Source organism: Streptomyces sp. NRRL F-525, from assembly GCF_000716605.1.
In the GTDB taxonomy this organism is placed as follows: domain Bacteria; phylum Actinomycetota; class Actinomycetes; order Streptomycetales; family Streptomycetaceae; genus Streptomyces.
In genome coordinates, this window is the sequence record NZ_JNXE01000010.1 from 153,416 (window position 1) to 169,351 (window position 15,936).

Here is a 15,936-nt window from a genome sequence, read left to right on the forward strand (position 1 = left end):
GCTGTTGAGCGTTCGACCGGGGGTGCGGCTGGGCTCAGGAGGAGACCGGCGGGTCCAGCAGTCCGGCCAGGTCCGCGAGGACCGGGTGACGGGTGACGTCCTTGAGGCTGATCGCCCGGTCGAGGGCGACCGCCAGCTTCACCGCGGCCAGCGAGGTGCCCCCGCGGTCGAAGAAGTGGTCCTGGCGGCCGATCCGGTCGGCCGGGATGCCGAGGACCACCGCCCAGGCCGCCGCCAGCCGCCGCTCGGCGGGCGTGTCCGGCCCGTCTCCCACGGCGTCCAGGTCACCCGCGAGCGCGGTGAGCGTCCTGCGGTCGGTCTTGCCGTTGGCGGTCAGCGGCAGCGACGCCCGCCAGTGCACGACCGACGGCACCATGTACGCGGGCAGCGACTCGGCCAGCGTGGACCGCACCGCGCCGGCCTCGACGGGCCGCGGGCCGGTGCAGAACGCCACCAGCGCCGTCCCGCGCACGACGACCACCGCGCCGTCGCGCACCCCGTCCACCCGCAGCAGCGCGTTCTCGATCTCGCCGATCTCGACGCGGAAGCCGCGGATCTTCACCTGGCTGTCCCGGCGCCCCAGGAACTCCAGCTTGCCGTCGGGACGCCAGCGTCCGTGGTCCCCGCTGCGGTACAGCCGCTCACCGGGCCGGTACGGGTCCTCGGTGAACGCGGCCTTCGTCCGCTCGGGATCGTTGACGTACCCCCGGCCCACGCACACACCGGAGAACACGATCTCGCCGGGCGCCCCCAGCGGCACGGGCACCAGATCCTCGTCCACCACGTACACGCGGACATTGGAGACGGGCCGACCGAGCGGGACGCGGTCGCCGTCCGGTGACCGGTCCATGACCTCGTGGTTGGTGTCGTCCGAAGTCTCCGTCAGGCCATAGGCGTTGACGAGCCGCACCCCGGGCCGAGCGGTGAACCAGCGGTCCACCAGCTCCTTCTTCACGGCCTCCCCGGTGACCGACACACAGCGCAGATCGGGGAGTTGGCGCGGCTGCCGCTCCAACTCGGCGAGCACGGCCTCCAGATACGACGGCACGACCTGGAGCACATTGACGCGCCCCGCCTCGATCGTGTCGGCGAATCGCGCCACGTCCAGGATCACGTCCTGCTCCACCAGCAGCGTCCGCCCGCCCACGAGCGGCGCGCAGACCAACTGCCACAGCGAGATGTCGAAGCACTGCGGCGCGGTCTGCGCCACCACCTGCCCGGCCCCGATCCCCAGATCGTCCAGCTTGGCGAACACGTGGTTGAGGAAACCCGCGTGCTCGCACATGGCGCCCTTGGGCTCACCCGTGGAGCCCGACGTGAAGTAGATGTAGGCGAGTTGACCCGGCGAGACCTCGATACCGAGATCGCCGTCCGAGTGGCCCTCGGCGTACGCCTCGTCGACGTAGAGCGTGCGGTCGGTCGGGTCGCCCAGCGCTCCGTCGCTGCCGTGCTCGGTCAACACCAGCTCGCACCCGGCGCGTTCGAGCACTCTGGCGACCCGGTCGGCCGGGAAGTGCGGCTCGACGGGCAGATACACCCCGCCCGCCTTGAACACGGCGAGCACGGCGGCCATCCAGTCCAGGTTCCGCTCCAGCACCACGGCGACGACACCCTCGCGGGTCAGTCCCCGGGAGAGCAGCGCCCGACTGAGCTGGTTCGCCCGGGAGTTGAGCTCCCGGTACGTCCACTGCCTCTCGCCCTGGACGGCGGCGACCGCGTCCGGGCACACCGCCACCATGTCCTCGAACAGCTCGTGCACCCGCCGGTCCGGCAGCTCGCGGTGCGGGCCCGCCAACTCGTCGAGCTGGAAGCGGAGTTCGGCGTCCGACAGCAGCACCGGGCGGTCCGGCTCGGTGAGCGCCGTGACGTGATAGCCCGCGACGCGGGCGGCGGCCTCGGCGTCCAGGACGTCGGTGCGGTACCGCAGCCGCAGTGTGCGGCCGGTGACGCGCACCTCCACCGCCGGGTCCTCCTCGGCGGGTTCACCCGACAGGGCCCCGAGGACCTTGGCATGGGCGACCTTCAGTGCGGCGGGCTCGACCGACAGCCCGTCGGGCAGGGACACTTCGTGCTCCGCCACACCGGGCACCGGAGCGAGCGTCCACCGCGGAATGATCTCCATCGTTCTCTTTCCCCCCTGTTTCCTTCCCCCTGCGGCACGAGCCGTCAGGGAGTCCTGTGCTGTCCGGCGCGCCGTGGCGCCACCGCCGGATTCCCGCCCCACCGGGACCGCGCCGGCATCTCCTCGCCCTTCATCAGGAAGGAGTCGGCGGTCAGTTCGGCCCCGTCACCCATCGAGACGCCGTAGTGGACGAGCGCACCCACCCCGAGGGTGCAGCCGGCGCCGATGGTGATCATTTCGGACTTGAAGGTGCCGTCCTCCTGCGAGTGCGACTGCACCTTCGTGTGCGCCGACAGCGTGCAGTCGTCGCCGATCGCGGTCAGCGTGCGCTCGGTGATGTACGCGCCGTCGTCGAAGACCCGGCGTCCCATCCGCACGCCCAGCAGCCGCCAGATCAGGTTCTTGAACGGCGTGCCGTTGAACACCTGGATGTAGGTGTCCGGCACCTTCCACAGCCGCTCGTGCCACCAGAAGTACGGGTCGTAGATCGAGCACAACTTCGGCTCCAGCGGCCGGAATCCACCGACCAGCCGCTCCACCAGCACGTAGTACCCGGCGGTGAAACCGAGCCCGAGCATCAGGGACGCGCCGATCAGCAGCCCGCCGCCGATGCCCTCACCCCCGTACAGGTCGACGGCGGCGAAGCCGAGCACCGTGAGCACGAACCAGTGCAGCCAGCGCACGAACAGATACAGGCCCATCGAGCGCAGGTTGGACCGGTTCTTCGCGGCCAGTCGGCGCTTCAGCTCGTCGCCCTCGCGCAGATGGTCGAAGCGGCTGTCGCGCTCCACCGAGCGCGGGATCTCGAAGCACGGCGAGCCCAACAGGCCGACGCCCTCGCGGAGTTCACCGTCGATCGGCACCATCACCTTGGTGGCGAGCAGACAGTTGTCGCCGGTACGGCCCCCCGAGGGGTAGGCGATGTTGTTGCCCAGGAAGTTGCGCGGCCCGATCGAGGCGCGCGACAGCCGGAACGACGTACTGGAGAAGTCCGCGTTCACGATCGACAGCCCGTCCGCGACCATCGTGCCGCTGCCCACCGTGGCCAGATACGGCGTCTCGTGCTGCACCTCCGTACCGAAGTTGGAGCCGGTCTGCTCCACCACGCCGAGGTCGTAGCCGATCGCCTTCAGATAGCCGACGATGAACGAGCTGTCCCCGCACAGCCACTTGAAGAACTTCAGGTTGGTCATCCGTGCCACCGCGCGCTGCACCGAGTAGTGGAAGCCGTACAGCGGATACACCTTGTCGGGGCGCAGCAGCGGACGCAGCAGCCTCGGCAGCAGGGACACCGCGGCGAAGCCGAGGACGACGAACCCGACGAACGCCACGAGCGACAGACCCAGCGCCTCGCCGTAGAACCGGGCGGAGTTGAGGTCCTTGGTGTTCGGATCCAGCAGGTGGTCGAGGGCCGGGACGACGGTCAGCAGCATGTAGGTGCCGCCGATCGCGAGCGGGACGTAGACCAGCAGCATCTGCAGGAACGCGCCGAGGCCGTAGCCGAAGCGGCGCAGGGCCGAGCAGTCCGCGTGCGGGACACGGACGTAGTCGACGTCCGTGGGCTGGGCCGGGGAGCCGTGCACGCGCTGCCCCGCCGGGACGGCCGCGTCGTCGTACAGGGCGGAGGAGTGGCCGAGTTGGGACCCGTCGCCCATGACCGTGCCGATGTCGAGGACGGTCTTCTCACCGACGTACACCTCGCTGCCGAGGGTGACCCGGCCGGTGCGGATGCGGCCGGCCCGCGCCTGGTAGCAGAGGAAGAAGGTGTCCTTGCGGATGACCGTTCCGTCTCCGATGGTCAGCAGGTCGGTGCAGACCGGTACGGAGTGGGACAGGATCGTGACGCCCTTGCCGATCCGGGCGCCGAGGGCGCGCAGATACAGGACGTAGAGCGGGTTGCCGGCGAACAGGATCATCGGGTTGGCGTGCAGCAGCGCCTTGACCGTCCAGAACCGGACGTAGGCGAGGCCCCAGACCGGGAACTCGGTCTCCTTCCAGCGGCCCACGAGAATCCACTTGGCCACCACCGGAACCGTGCACACACCGACGAACACCGCGCCGCCGAATATCGCGGACCGCAGATATACCTGGACCACTCCGGCACCGGAGGAAACCCATTCGTAGCCCTGTCCCGTGACCGTCCCGGCGAGCACGCAATACACGGCGAAAATGATGAACTGAAGCGCCCCGCACAGCAGATAGCGGGCCGTGCTCCCGGCTGGTGGCGCCTCCGCCTCGACCGGTGCGGCGGGCTCCGGTGTGTCGGCGAGCGCCGCCGCCAGACTGCGGATCGTCGGATATCCGTAGACGTCCCGCATCGACACCGACGGCAGATCCTCGCGTTTCCTGACCCGGGCACAGAAATGTGCCATCACCAACGAGTTGGCGCCCAGGTCGTCGAAGAAGTGACTGTCGAGGGGTATGTCTTCCTTGCGTACGACACCGGCCAGGACCTCCGCGAGGACGGTCTCGGTGACGGTGCCGGGTTTTCCACCCACGTGGCTCCTTGGTGCTGATCGTCGTCTTTGAATTGCCAAAGACGAATACGGTGGAGTCGCGCCCGTTGTTCACGGCAGGGGCAAATTGAATAACACGCGAAACGGGTGGGGTAAATGGGAATTCGTGAGATTCGAGTTCCCTGTTGTGTGCTGAGTTTCCACATGGACTGGGCCCTGGTCCTGGGCCAATTGATTCCCCCGAGTCGTGTGCGCTGACGTCGTCCCAACGCGCGCAACGAATGCAGTCCGGATTATTTCTGGACATTCCGGAACAGGTCAAGGCTGTTTCGGTCAATGGCGCTTTTTCGTCTTCGCCGGCCGGGGGGCGGGTCAACATGAATTGACGCCTGAAGTCCTCACCGGGACACTCTCCGAAACGGCCGCCGAAGTATCGAATGCGGCTTCGATTGGCGGGGCGATTATTTTCGGCCACCGCGAGCATGACACGACCGTCCCCGAGGGCGTGCATCCCGGCCGACGCCCCCGCGGGACGAGTGCATCCCGGCGCGCCGGATACCTTTAGGGCGTGCAGTCAGCAAGTGAACCCCCCGAGCGGCCCACCAGCCGGTTCCACCGGGCGCGTGCCCTCTACCGGAACGTCTCCAAGCGCAGGACCGCCTGGCTGTTGGTCAAGGACACCGTCAACTCCTGCATGGAGTACCGCATCCTGGGCCTCGCGGCCGAGGCCGCGTTCTTCACGCTGCTGTCCGTGCCGCCGCTCCTGCTGAGCCTCATCGGCCTGCTCGGCTACGTCGACAGCTGGACCGGCGCCCACAGCATCGCCGGCCTGGAGAACAACATCCTGGAGGCGTCGCGCACGGTCCTGTCCGACAAGGGCGTGCACGAGATCGCCCAGCCGATCCTGCACGACGTGATGAAGGGCGGCCGGCCCGACGTCATCTCCATCGGCTTCCTGTTCGCCCTGTGGTCGGGCTCCCGCGCGGTCAACGTCTTCATCGACACCATCACCGTCATGTACGGCCTCGACGGCGTGCGCGGCATCGTCAAGACCCGGATCGTGTCCTTCGCCCTGTTCATCGCGGCCCTGCTGATCGGCTCGATCGCGCTGCCGCTGATGGTGGCGGGCCCGGACGCCGTGGTGAACGTGGTGCCGTGGTCGGAGACGGTCGTACAGGTCCTCTACTGGCCGGTTGTCATCGTCCTGTCCGTCGTCTTCCTGACGACGCTGTACCACGTGTCGGTCCCCGTCCGCTCCCCGTGGATCGAGGACGTCCCCGGCGCCCTGGTCGCCCTCGCGATGTGGGTCCTGGGCAGCTACCTGCTGCGCATCTACCTCACCAGCACGGTCGAGGGCCCCACCATCTACGGCTCCCTCGCCGCCCCCGTCGCCGTCCTCCTCTGGATCGGCGTCTCCGCGTTCGCCGTCCTCGTGGGAGCCGCCGTCAACGCGGCCATCGACCGCGTCTGGCCCGCCGCCGCGACCGCCGCCGCCCGCGCCGCCAACGAACGCCGCCAGGACGAGCAGGTCGCCGAGTACGTCGCCCGCATGGCCGCGGTCCGCGCCCGGGACGGCGAGGACGACGACGACCCCGACGACTCCTACATGCCCTCGGAGTTCCCGGAGCGCTGGTCCCGCTTCCTCCCCCCGGAGGACGTGACCTCCCGCCTCCGCACCCACGCGAAGAGCACCCACACCCACAAGGGCACCGGCGACAACTCTCAATCACCGGACAAGTAAGGCGCCCCCAAGGGGATGGGGCGGGCCCTCTCGATCACCGGCCGGCTGAAGCGCGCCCCACAGGGGCGCGGGGAACGGCGCGACCAGCCACAACGAGCCCGCAGCCTACGAACCGACCTTCCACGCACCCGCCGCGGCCGCCTCCCGCACGAACTCCGAGAAGTCCCGCGGCTCCCGCCCCAACACCTCCTGAACCCCCTCGGAGAGATACGAGTTCCGCCCGTCCAGCAGCGACTCGAACAACTCCACCAGGAACTCGACCTCCTCACCCGGCACCCCGAACCCCGCGAGAACGTCCCCGTACTGACGAGCGGACACCGCCCGGTACGAAAGCTCACGCCCCGTCACCGCAGCGATCTCCGCCACCGCCTCCCCGAACGTCAGCAACCGAGGCCCGGACACGGTGACCGCCTGTCCCACATACCGCTCCCCACCCGTCACCACAGCCACAACCACATCCGCGATGTCCCGCACATCGACGAACGGCTCCCGCACCGAACCCCCGGGGAACACCAGTTCCCCACTCTCCCGGAACCCCTCCACCAACGGCCCCTCACTGAAGTTCTGCGCGAACCACGCCGCCCGCACGACCGTCCAGTCCGCCCCCGACCCCCGCAACGCCTCCTCGGTGGGCCGAGCCCGCTCCTCCCCCCGGGACGACAGCAGCACGAGCCGCCGTACCCCCAGCCCCACCGCCTCCTGCGCCAACAACCCCACCGCACGCCCCGCCTCCGGCGCCCCCACGTCCGACGGATACACGAGATACGCCGCATCGGCACCCCGCAACGTCTCCGCCCACGTGGACCGATCCGCCCAGTCGAACCCCCGCGCCCGAGAGGCCTCCCGCACGGTCAGCCCCGCCGCCCGCGCCGCCTCCGCCACCCGCCGCCCGGTACGCCCCGAAGCGCCGGTCACCACAATCGTCATGTTCCGCGCATTCTGTGCCATGCCCTCCAGTCAACGCCCGCGCGCCCGCATCGACCATCGCTGAACGGCTCATTCCCATAACCGCGCGTCTACGCTGGCCACATGGACGCCCTGGCAGGCCTTCTGGAGGGTCCACGCGCGCGTGGCGCCTTCATGATCCGCGCGTGCTTCGATCCGCCGTGGGCGGTACGCATCGAGGACCGCGCCCCGCTCACGGTCATGCTCATGGTCCGCGGCGACGCCTGGATCACCCCGGACACGGGGGAGCGGATCCGCCTGCGGGCCGGTGACCTCGCCATCGCCCGCGGCCCCGACCCGTACACCTGCGGCGACACCCCAGACACCGCCCCGCAGGCCGTGATCCTCCCCGGCGCCGAGTGCCACTACCCCGACGGCACCCCGCTCAACGGCTCCATGGACCTCGGCGTCCGCACCTGGGGCGACCGCCCCGACGGCTCCACGGTCATGCTCATCGGTACGTACCTCATGCGCGGCGAGATCAACGGCCGCCTCCTGGACGCCCTCCCACCGCTGCTGACCCTCCCCGCCGAGGTCTGGGAGTGCCCGCTCACCCCGCTCCTCATGGACGAGATCGTCCGCGACGAACCCGCCCAGGAGGTCGTCCTGGACCGCCTCCTCGACCTCCTGGTCATCGCCGCCCTGAGGGCCTGGTTCTCCCGCCCGGAGGCCGAGGCCCCGGCCTGGTACCGCGCACTGGCGGACCCCGTCGTCGGCAGGGTCCTGCGCCTCCTCCAGGACGACCCGGCCCACCCCTGGACGGTCGCCTCCCTCGCCGCCAAGGCGGGCGTCTCCCGCGCGGCCCTGGCCCGCCGCTTCACCGACCTCGTCGGCGAACCCCCGATGTCCTACCTCACCGCCTGGCGCCTCGCCCTCACCGCGGACCGCCTCCGCGACACCGAGGACACCATCGGCGCGATCGCCAGGCAGGTCGGCTACGGCAGCGCGTTCGCCCTGTCCAGCGCCTTCAAACGGGTCTACGGCGTGAGCCCGCAGGAGCACCGGACGCGGGCGGGGTAGCAGCGCCGGTGGGCGTAGCCTTTCGACCGTGTACGCGGAGAGGGCGTCCCGGCTGCCGGGCGCGGTGGTCTGGAGCCGCACGATCGAGGCCTCCACCGCCGGCCCGGTCCACCCCGTCCTGCCCGACGGCTGCATGGACCTCCTCTGGAACGAGGGCCGCCTCCTGGTCGCGGGCCCCGACACCCGCGCGTACGTCCCCGGGACCGCCCCCGCCCATTGGGCGGGCATCCGCTTCAGCCCCGGCACCGCCCCCACCTACCTGGGCGTCCCCGCACACGAACTCCGCGACCGCCGGGTCGACCTCACCGACCTCTGGCCCGCCGCGACGGTACGCCGCCTCACCGCCCGCGTCTCCACGGCCCCCGACCCCGTGACGGCACTGGAAGAAACGGCACTGGAACGCGCCGCGGACGTGCCCCCACCCGATCCCCTCCTACGACACCTCGTGGCGGCCCTCGACACCGGCCGCCCCGTCGCCGCCACCGCCGACGAACTCGGCCTCGGCGCCCGCCAGTTGCACCGCCGCTCCCTCACCGCGTTCGGCTACGGCCCCAAGACACTCGCCCGGGTGCTTCGCCTGCAACGGGCCCTCGCGCTGGCCCGCGCCGGAGTCCCGTTCGCGGAGACCGCGGCCCGGTCCGGTTACGCGGACCAGGCCCATCTCGCCCGGGACGTCAAGGAGTTGGCCGGGATTCCGCTGGGGCAGCTGCTCGGCCGAGCCGGTTAGGCAGGACCCGGCGCGGGACTCGGCGCGGGACTCAGCGGGGCGAAGAGATCCACGCCGTTGCCGTCGGGGTCGTGCACGACGGCGTACCGCTGGCCCCAGAAGGCGTCCCACGGCTTGAGTTCGCCGTGCTGCCCCGCGCCGGTCAACTCGTCGTAGACCCGGTCGACTTCGGCGGGGTCGTCACAGAGCAGGGCGAGCGCGGCCCGCCCGCTGCCGCTGGGTGCCTGCCAACCCGGGTGGAACGAACGGACGGTGTCCTCGGTATCAAGCAACAGCCGCAGCCCACCGGGCAGTTGGGCCTCGGCGTGCGGCTGGCTCTCGGCATCCTCGGGGAACCCGAACCCGAGCCGACGGTAGAAGGCGACAGAGGCGGCCATGTCGGAGACGACCAGGCCGATCGCGTCGAATCGTGGAGTCATGCGGCAACGGTAGGCGGGGCCGGGTCGGCCGGTCTTGAAGGAATCGGACACCGCGCTCGGCGGATCGTTCAGCCGAAGGCCACCGGTCAGCTCAGCCGAAGGTCACCGGTCCGCGGGGCGTGTCCACCGTGAAGGAGAGACCCACCGGGCCCTCGGCCACCACCAGTTCCGCCCCCACAGCCGACAGCAACGGGCGGATCTCGTCCGGGACCGGTGCCGTCGCGGACAGCTCCAGCAGAGGCGCGACGGGCAGGCCCGAGGCGGACGTCGGGTGGGGCGAGGAACTCCAGTCGATGAGGAACGGCACCAGGCCGGAGGGATGCGCCGTGTCCCCGTCGGTGAGCCGCCACTCCAGCAGCGTCCCGTCGGGCCGGCGACGGCTCATCGCCCGCACGGGCCCGGGGTCGTACCCCTGGGCCCGGGCCGCCGCGACCGCCGCGTCCAGGTCGGGCGGGGACACCGCCCAGGTCACCGTCCGGGCAGCGGTCAGCCCGTCGACCCCGAAGGGGCGCGGACCCGACGGCTCGGCCTGCTCCGGGTCCGGGCCGATGATCTCCAGGTAGCGCGAACCACCCAGCGAGACAAGGAAGTTGCGGGTACCGAGCCCGACATGGGCACCGCCCGCGACCGGCGTGATGCCCGTGCGCTCGGTGAACTCGGCGACCGTGGCCGCCAGTTCGGGGGTCGCGAGGACGAGATGGTCGAGGCGTGCGGGAAGTGCGTTCATCCCCACCGAGGCTACGCGGCGGGGCCGCACCGGAGGAGGGAAAAAGTCCCTCAACTGTGGAACACCTGTACGGCAGGATGGGCACATGATCCGTGCCGTGCGCGCCCTGCCGATGCTGTTGCTCCCCGCGCTGTCCCTGCTGCTCGCAGGCTGCGGCACCGAGAAGGCGGACGCGGGTGCCGGCACCCCCAGTGCCTCGACCGCCCCCGCCACGACCGCCGAAATCGCCTCCCGCGCAAGGTCGTTGGGCTTCGACCCCGACCTCGTGTACGTCATCGACCCGCCCGGATTCACCCTCGCCGAGCAGTCGGTCGGGGTGTCGGACGTCGGTCTCTCCATCGCGTACACGGACCTGAAGACCGGCGTGGTGATCACCCTGCGCGTCGAGCCGGGCACGATGACCGACGCGAACTGCACGACGCAGGTGGCGTTCAGCGAGCACATGACCTGCGTACGCGACGGGGACGCCTGGTACCGCACCGGCGACGGAACGACCGAGTACGTCCTGGCGCAGAAGGGCCACCTCGTGTTCGTCGACGCAGAACAGGGCAAGGTGACCCGCGCCGTCCTGCGCAAGTCGGCCCAGTCGCTCCGCCGCCCGTACAAGAGCGAACTCCCGGTCGTCCTCCCTTCCGCCCCCGCGAAATAGGCTGCGCCGCATGGCTGCCGCGCCCCGCCTCCTCGTCTGCACCCGCACCACCGACTACCGCCACGACTCCATCCCGGCCGCGGTGACCGCCGTACGCACCCTCGGCCCCTTCGAGGTGGACGCCACCGAGGACCCGGCCGCCTTCGAACGCCCCCTGGACGACTACGCGGCCGTCGTCTTCCTCTCCACCAGCGGCGAGATACTGACACCGGCGGGCCGCCAACACCTCGCCTCCTACGTCGATTTGGGCGGCGGCTTCGTCGGAGTCCACGCGGCGGCCTGCACCGAGTACGACTGGCCGTACTACGGCGACCTCCTCGGCGCCCGCTTCGACCGGCACCCCGCCTACCAGCCCGGGAACGCGCTGATCGAGGACCGCACCCACCCGGCCACGCAACACCTGCCCGCCGTATGGCAGTTCACGGACGAGTGGTACGACTTCCGCACCAGCCCACGGAGTTCGGTCCACGTCCTCGTCTCGGCCGACGAATCCTCGTACGAGGGCGGCCGGATGGGCACCGACCATCCCCTCGCGTGGTGCCACGAGAAGGGCGCGGGCCGGGTCTTCTACACGGCCCTCGGCCACGCCTCCGAGGCCTACGAGGACCCGGACTTCCGCGCGCATCTGCTGGGCGGGATCACCTGGGCGACAGGGCTGAACTAGCGGCCCGGTCCGCGCTGTTCGCAGGAGGGAACCGGGCTCGTCCCACGGCCCGGGCGCCCGGGTCTCCCCTGCCCGGAAATCCGAGTGAACCTCTCCCGGGTGGCGGCCGTAGACGACCACAGCGGGCGGCCCGATGAGCCCCCTTCTGGAGGCCGGACAGCGGCCAGGCACGGGAATGGGAATGGACTGGATGCAGATGTTCGACGGCGCTTCGAGCGCCCGCAAAATGAGGCTGCTTCGGCTTTGTCGACGCAATCCGCGACGCATGCTGGTCGTTCCCCTCGACCATCCTCTGACGGACGGGCCGATCGCCGGGGGCGGTTCGGGACTCAATCGACTGGTCGGCCAGTTGGCGACGAACGGCGCGGACGCCGTGGTCCTGCACAAGGGAAGCATCCGCCGTGTGGATCCGGCCTGGTTCACCCAGATGTCGCTCATCGTGCATTTGAGCGCGAGTACCGCGCATGCTCCGGACCCTGACGCCAAATGTCTGGTCGCGACCGTCGAAGAGGCGCTGCGGCTCGGCGCCGACGCGGTGAGTGTGCACGTGAACGTCGGTTCTCGGGAAGAGGCGCGGCAGATAGCGGATATGGCGGTGGTGGCGGAAGCCTGCGACCGCTGGAACATTCCGCTGATGGCGATGATGTATCCGAGAGGGCCGGGAATCGCCGACCCTCGTGATCCGGAACTGGTCTCCGCCGCCGTGACGGTCGCGGCCGAGATCGGGGCCGATCTGGTCAAGACGTACGCCCTCGATTCGGATGGGGACATGCTGCGTCTGACGGCGTCCTGTCCGGTGCCGATTCTGGTGGCCGGCGGCCCGCGCGTCGGCAATGGGAAAGCGCTGCTGGAATTCGTCGATTCCGCGCTTCGGGGCGGGGCGGCCGGTGTCGCCATGGGCCGGAACATCTTCGAGTCCGACAATCCGGCCGCCACGACACGTGAACTCGCCCGCCTCGTGCACGGCGACGTGCCTCCGCCCGCTCCGATCGAGTTCTACACGAAAGAGACAAGGAACCATGAAACTCACGTGGCTTGACATCCGCGGTGCCGCCCATAAGCAGGCGGTACTTGAAGAAGCGCTGCATCAGCGGTTGGACGGAATTGTCTCGGACTCCCTGGTGGACCTGGCCGACCTGCCGCCCACGGTGAAGAAGGTCTTCTTCCCGCACGGCACGGAGATCGAGGAGCTGCCCGACGATCTCGGCGCGGCCGACGTGGTGATCGTCGATCCGCGCGTGCACGGGACGCCCGCGGAACTCTCTGTGGTGTACCCGGGAGTCGAGTTCGGACGGTTCGTGGAGATCGTCGACGCGGCGACTCTGGAGGACGCCTGTCGGTCGGCCCGTACGGAGGAGTGGAGCCTGCTGCTGTTCCGCGATCCCACGAAGATCCCGCTGGAGATCGTCATCGCGGCCGCCGCCGGTGCCGAGGGCAGTCTGATCACGGTCGCCGGGGACGTGGCGGAGGCGGAGATCATCTTCGGGGTGCTCGAACACGGCTCCGACGGCGTGATGTTGGCGCCGAGCGCCGTGGGTGACGCCACCGCACTCAAGCAGGCGTCCGCCGTCGTGACCGAGCCGCTCGATCTCGTCGAGCTCACGATCGTCGCCACCGAGCATGTGGGCATGGGGGAGCGGGCCTGCGTCGACACGTGCAGCCATTTCCGTGAGGACGAGGGAATCCTGGTCGGCTCGCACTCCAAGGGAATGATTCTCTGCGTGAGCGAGACGCATCCCCTTCCCTATATGCCCACCCGGCCGTTCCGGGTGAACGCGGGGGCCATTCACTCCTACACGCTCTCCCGTGACGGGCGTACCCATTACCTCAGCGAGCTGAAATCCGGCAGCAAGGTCATGGCCGTCGACGTCAAGGGGCAGACCCGAATCGTCACCGTCGGGCGGGTCAAGATCGAGAGCCGTCCTCTCATCTCCATCGACGCGAAGTCGGAGGACGGTCGCGCCGTCAATCTGATTCTTCAGGACGACTGGCATGTGCGCGTGCTCGGCCCGGGCGGTGCCGTGATGAACAGCACCGAACTCAAGCCCGGCGACCGCGTGTTGGGTTATCTGCCCGCCGAAGACCGCCATGTCGGCTATCCCATCAACGAGTTCTGCCTGGAGAAGTGAGAGCGCCATGGACGACGAACTCATCGACGCCTATCTGGAACGCATAGGCGCCAAGCGTCCGGAGCGGGTGGACGCGGACGCCCTGCGCCATCTTCACGAGCGCCATGTACTGTCCGTTCCGTTCGAGAACCTGTTCTTCCTCCTCGGGGAGCCGATCCCGTACTCCCTGGACGCGGTCAAGAAGATCGTGGAGGAACGGCGCGGCGGCGGGTGTTTCGAGCTGAACTCGGCTTTCGCGATGCTGCTGGAGGCTCTCGGATTCCATGTCACCCTGCTGGCCGGGTGCATCTATCGCGGTGAGGTACTGGACAGCCCCATCGGTCATCTGGCGCTTCGGGTGGAGACGGATGAACCGGACGGGCATTCCTGGCTGGTGGATGTCGGCCAGGGAAGTCACAGCCGTTGGCCCTTGCGGCTGGATCTGCGCACACCGCAGAACGACCCGCACGGTGTGTACCTTGTCGCCGAGGCATCCGAAGGCGACATCGACGTGTTCCGTGACGGTTCGCCGCTGTACCGGATGGAGTTGAGGCCCCGGAAAATCGAATTCGGCCTTCCCTCCATGTGGTGGTACCAGACCGCCCCCGAATCGCCTTTCAGGAACCGGCTGATCTGTGTCCAGCCCCGCGAGGACGGAAGGGTCACTCTCGCGAACAGGGTCCTCATCAGGGAACAGGGCGGGGAGCGGACCAGGGAGCGGATCGTGACCGAGGAGGGGCTGAAGGAGGCGCTCGGGACCTGGTTCGGGATTCATCTCGACGAGGTGCCCAAGATCCCGGGCAGAACCGCGGCGCCGTCCGCAACCGGAGAGGGGCGTCCGTAGCCATGCCCGGGAACGTAACCCAGGATCTGGCCCAACTCGCCCGAGTCAGAGGGTGGTTGGAGCGGATCGCCTTCCTCGCCGACGGCCGCGCCTGGACGTACGCCGAGGTCTTCGACGGCGCGGCGCGGGCCGCGAGCGGGTACCGGTCGGCGGGACTGAGCCGCGGCGACCGCGTCCTGCTGGCGCTCCCCGACAGCGTGGAGCTGGTCTGGTCCGTGCTCGGCGCCTGGCAGGCCGGACTCGTCGCCGTCCCGGTCAACGTCCAGATGAGCGGGGCGGATCTGACCCGGGCCGTGGAGACGGTGGAGCCCGCGCTCGCCGTCATCGACCCTGACACCGCGGGGCAGTTGGAGCTGGCGGGCTTCGCCCCCGCCATGAAGGTCGCGACACTGGTCGCGGGCGAACCGGACCCGGACTTCGCCGAGGGCGGGGACGCCCCGGCGCTGGCGGTCTTCACGTCCGGCACGACGGGCGCCCCGAAGCTCTGCTTCTTCCTGCACAGCAACTTCGCCGCCCCTCCCGGCTCAAACGACGGTGACCGTACGGCAGTTGGGCTGTCGGTCTCCCGTATGTACTTCCTGGGCGGACTGCACTTCTCCGTGCTCACCACCCTCGTCACGGGCCGGACCGCCGTCCTCTCGCGCACCCGGGCGACCCCGGCCGCCGCGATCGAACTGATCCACCGCCACCAGGTCACGGACCTCTTCGCACAGCCGAGCTTCCTGGCCCGCATGCTCCTTGAGCCCGGCCACGCGGAGACGTTCGGCCGACTCCGGGAGGTGGCGAGCGCGGGCGAGGTCCTCTCGCTCCGGCTGCGCGAGCAACTCGTACCGATCCTGGGGAACCGGCTGGTCAACAACTACGGCGCCACCGAGATCGGCGTGATCTCCATGGGCCGGACCGCCGCGTACCGGGCCCCTTCGGCGGTCGGCCCCGCCGTCCCCGGCCGACCGGTGCGCATCGTCGACGCGGACGGCCGCCCGATGCCCGCGGGCCGACAGGGCGAGCTGCACGTCTACGCCGACTTCGCGTCCCGGGGCGTCGCGCGGGGGAGCCTGGGCCCAGATCAGGTGACGGACGTCTGGTGGCCGACCGGGGACCTGGCGTCGCTCGACGACGACGGCGTCCTCCATGTGCACGGCCGACTGGACGACGTGGAGGTGATCGGCGGGCAGAACGTGGTGCCGGGCGAGGTCGAACGGCTCCTCGAGCGGCATCCGCGCGTGCTCGAAGCGGCGGTCAGCTCGGTCCGCCGCCCGGCCGGGGACACGAGTCTGCGCGCCTACGTGGTGACGGTCCCCGGCGACGACGAGGCGGCCGGCGGAGCCCAAGACGCCGCCCTGGACGCCGAGTTGATCGCCCTGGCCCGGTCCCGGCTGTCCTGGTACAAGGTCCCGCAGGACGTCGTCCGGCTGGACGCGCTGCCCCGCAACGCGAACGGCAAGATCCTCCGCAGGCAACTCCGCGCGGCGGGCGGCCAGTTCGTCTGACACCGCGACGGCACACCGTGACGG

General features: G+C 69.9%; 14 protein-coding genes. 9 read left to right on the forward strand and 5 right to left on the reverse strand.

What is annotated here, in order from left to right; translation table 11 throughout:
- Positions 1–34: 34 nt before the first annotated feature.
- A complete protein-coding gene (locus tag OO69_RS17175; RefSeq protein WP_033281531.1) occupies positions 35–2,122 on the reverse strand; it encodes a non-ribosomal peptide synthetase in 2,088 nt (695 codons plus the stop codon).
- 44 nt (positions 2,123–2,166) lie between these two features.
- Positions 2,167–4,620 (reverse strand): Pls/PosA family non-ribosomal peptide synthetase, encoded by a 2,454-nt coding sequence (locus OO69_RS17180; protein WP_033281532.1) that lies wholly within the window; start codon positions 4,618–4,620, stop codon positions 2,167–2,169.
- A 526-nt stretch (positions 4,621–5,146) separates the two neighbouring features.
- Between OO69_RS17180 and OO69_RS17185 the strand changes: the two genes are divergently transcribed.
- Positions 5,147–6,319, forward strand: a complete 1,173-nt coding sequence (locus tag OO69_RS17185) for a YihY/virulence factor BrkB family protein (RefSeq protein ID WP_033281533.1) — start codon at positions 5,147–5,149, stop codon at positions 6,317–6,319.
- A gap of 105 nt (positions 6,320–6,424) precedes the next feature.
- Here the strand turns inward: OO69_RS17185 and OO69_RS17190 are convergent, their stop codons facing one another.
- On the reverse strand, positions 6,425–7,267 hold the full coding sequence (locus tag OO69_RS17190) for an NAD(P)H-binding protein (protein WP_033281534.1): 843 nt from the start codon (positions 7,265–7,267) through the stop codon (positions 6,425–6,427).
- 81 nt (positions 7,268–7,348) lie between these two features.
- Here OO69_RS17190 and OO69_RS17195 point away from each other — a divergent pair, with 81 nt between their 5' ends.
- The gene (locus OO69_RS17195) at positions 7,349–8,284 is read left to right on the forward strand and encodes an AraC family transcriptional regulator (RefSeq protein WP_033281535.1); all 936 of its coding nucleotides are present in this window, start codon (positions 7,349–7,351) and stop codon (positions 8,282–8,284) included.
- Positions 8,285–8,312: 28 nt separating this feature from the next.
- Positions 8,313–9,011, forward strand: a complete 699-nt coding sequence (locus OO69_RS17200) for a helix-turn-helix domain-containing protein (protein WP_033281536.1) — start codon at positions 8,313–8,315, stop codon at positions 9,009–9,011.
- Here the strand turns inward: OO69_RS17200 and OO69_RS17205 are convergent.
- On the reverse strand, positions 9,008–9,430 hold the full coding sequence (locus tag OO69_RS17205; protein WP_199810962.1) for a VOC family protein: 423 nt from the start codon (positions 9,428–9,430) through the stop codon (positions 9,008–9,010). The two genes, OO69_RS17200 and OO69_RS17205, sit on opposite strands and share 4 nt — an antisense overlap.
- 91 nt (positions 9,431–9,521) lie before the next feature.
- On the reverse strand, positions 9,522–10,157 hold the full coding sequence (locus OO69_RS17210; RefSeq protein ID WP_033281538.1) for a VOC family protein: 636 nt from the start codon (positions 10,155–10,157) through the stop codon (positions 9,522–9,524).
- 85 nt (positions 10,158–10,242) lie between these two features.
- Between OO69_RS17210 and OO69_RS17215 the strand changes: the two genes are divergently transcribed.
- From OO69_RS17215 to OO69_RS17240, 6 genes are all read left to right on the forward strand, one after another.
- Positions 10,243–10,806 carry a hypothetical protein gene (locus tag OO69_RS17215; RefSeq protein WP_033281600.1) on the forward strand — a complete coding sequence of 188 codons (564 nt, stop codon included), beginning with the start codon at positions 10,243–10,245 and terminating at the stop codon, positions 10,804–10,806.
- A gap of 10 nt (positions 10,807–10,816) precedes the next feature.
- The gene (locus OO69_RS17220; protein WP_033281539.1) at positions 10,817–11,470 is read left to right on the forward strand and encodes a ThuA domain-containing protein; all 654 of its coding nucleotides are present in this window, start codon (positions 10,817–10,819) and stop codon (positions 11,468–11,470) included.
- Between the two features lie 181 nt (positions 11,471–11,651).
- Complete coding sequence (locus OO69_RS17225) at positions 11,652–12,509, forward strand: 2-amino-3,7-dideoxy-D-threo-hept-6-ulosonate synthase (protein WP_063744446.1); 858 nt, start codon at positions 11,652–11,654, stop codon at positions 12,507–12,509.
- Positions 12,490–13,599 carry a 3-dehydroquinate synthase II gene (locus OO69_RS17230; RefSeq protein WP_033281540.1) on the forward strand — a complete coding sequence of 370 codons (1,110 nt, stop codon included), beginning with the start codon at positions 12,490–12,492 and terminating at the stop codon, positions 13,597–13,599. Before OO69_RS17225 ends, OO69_RS17230 begins: the two co-directional genes overlap by 20 nt.
- A 7-nt stretch (positions 13,600–13,606) precedes the next feature.
- Entirely contained in the window at positions 13,607–14,422 is an 816-nt protein-coding gene (locus OO69_RS17235) for an arylamine N-acetyltransferase family protein (protein ID WP_033281541.1), read from the forward strand.
- Positions 14,423–14,424: 2 nt separating this feature from the next.
- Entirely contained in the window at positions 14,425–15,912 is a 1,488-nt protein-coding gene (locus OO69_RS17240; protein WP_033281542.1) for a class I adenylate-forming enzyme family protein, read from the forward strand.
- The last annotated feature ends 24 nt before the right edge of the window (positions 15,913–15,936 follow it).

What these genes read in the sequence shown, in the direction of transcription:
- OO69_RS17225 (WP_063744446.1), top strand. Translation starts at nt 11,652, where the DNA reads ATGGACTGGATGCAGATGTTCGACGGCGCTTCGAGCGCCCGCAAAATG.
- OO69_RS17175 (WP_033281531.1), bottom strand. Translation starts at nt 2,122, where the DNA reads ATGGAGATCATTCCGCGGTGGACGCTCGCTCCGGTGCCCGGTGTGGCG.
- OO69_RS17205 (WP_199810962.1), bottom strand. Translation starts at nt 9,430, where the DNA reads ATGACTCCACGATTCGACGCGATCGGCCTGGTCGTCTCCGACATGGCC.
- OO69_RS17210 (WP_033281538.1), bottom strand. Translation starts at nt 10,157, where the DNA reads ATGAACGCACTTCCCGCACGCCTCGACCATCTCGTCCTCGCGACCCCC.
- OO69_RS17235 (WP_033281541.1), top strand. Translation starts at nt 13,607, where the DNA reads ATGGACGACGAACTCATCGACGCCTATCTGGAACGCATAGGCGCCAAG.
- OO69_RS17220 (WP_033281539.1), top strand. Translation starts at nt 10,817, where the DNA reads ATGGCTGCCGCGCCCCGCCTCCTCGTCTGCACCCGCACCACCGACTAC.
- OO69_RS17230 (WP_033281540.1), top strand. Translation starts at nt 12,490, where the DNA reads ATGAAACTCACGTGGCTTGACATCCGCGGTGCCGCCCATAAGCAGGCG.
- OO69_RS17215 (WP_033281600.1), top strand. Translation starts at nt 10,243, where the DNA reads ATGATCCGTGCCGTGCGCGCCCTGCCGATGCTGTTGCTCCCCGCGCTG.
- OO69_RS17195 (WP_033281535.1), top strand. Translation starts at nt 7,349, where the DNA reads ATGGACGCCCTGGCAGGCCTTCTGGAGGGTCCACGCGCGCGTGGCGCC.
- OO69_RS17190 (WP_033281534.1), bottom strand. Translation starts at nt 7,267, where the DNA reads ATGGCACAGAATGCGCGGAACATGACGATTGTGGTGACCGGCGCTTCG.
- OO69_RS17240 (WP_033281542.1), top strand. Translation starts at nt 14,425, where the DNA reads ATGCCCGGGAACGTAACCCAGGATCTGGCCCAACTCGCCCGAGTCAGA.